Raw genomic sequence first — 466 nt, forward strand, 5'->3', positions numbered from 1 at the left:
GGGCCCGGTCCAGGTCGGGCACCCGGCCCGGGCGCACCTCGTTCAGATCCAGCCACACTGCCGAGAGGAGGGCGTGGAGCTCCAGGGCCCGCTCCCGGGAGAGGCCGGAAGGGGAGAGGCTCCGGCTTTGGGCGAGGGCCTCGAGGTAGGCGAGGCGGGCGAGGAGCTTCTCCCGCTCGGCCTCCAGCTCCGCCACCCTCCTGCGCAAATGCTCCAGCTCGTCCACCCTCATCGTTCCCCCTCGCACACCCGGCCCGAGGCGTTGTAGAGCCTCATCTCCCGCTCGTCCTCCCGCCGGGGGTCGGGGGAGAAGCTCACCATCCACCAGGCGCACACCGGGTTCTCCGCCCGCCCCTCCGCCCGAAACCAGGCCACCTGTCCCCCCTCTACCCGGCCCTCCCCCATGGCCTCAACCACCACCCGCTCCCCCTCCTCCAGGAGCAGGCCCCAATCCCCCTCGGAAGGA

Annotated in this window: 1 protein-coding gene and 1 pseudogene; both read right to left on the reverse strand. The window is 72.5% G+C overall.

All coding sequences use genetic code 11. The features are described 5' to 3' along the window. The coding region (locus tag ACYQ0J_RS00320) for a hypothetical protein (RefSeq protein ID WP_460170237.1) at positions 1–232 on the reverse strand (232 nt) is incomplete at its 3' end. Then, a pseudogene (locus ACYQ0J_RS00325) lies at positions 229–466 on the reverse strand (hypothetical protein); the annotation flags it as partial. The pseudogene ACYQ0J_RS00325 and the gene ACYQ0J_RS00320, both read right to left, overlap by 4 nt.

It is taken from the genome of Thermus sp. FJN-A, assembly GCF_054655095.1.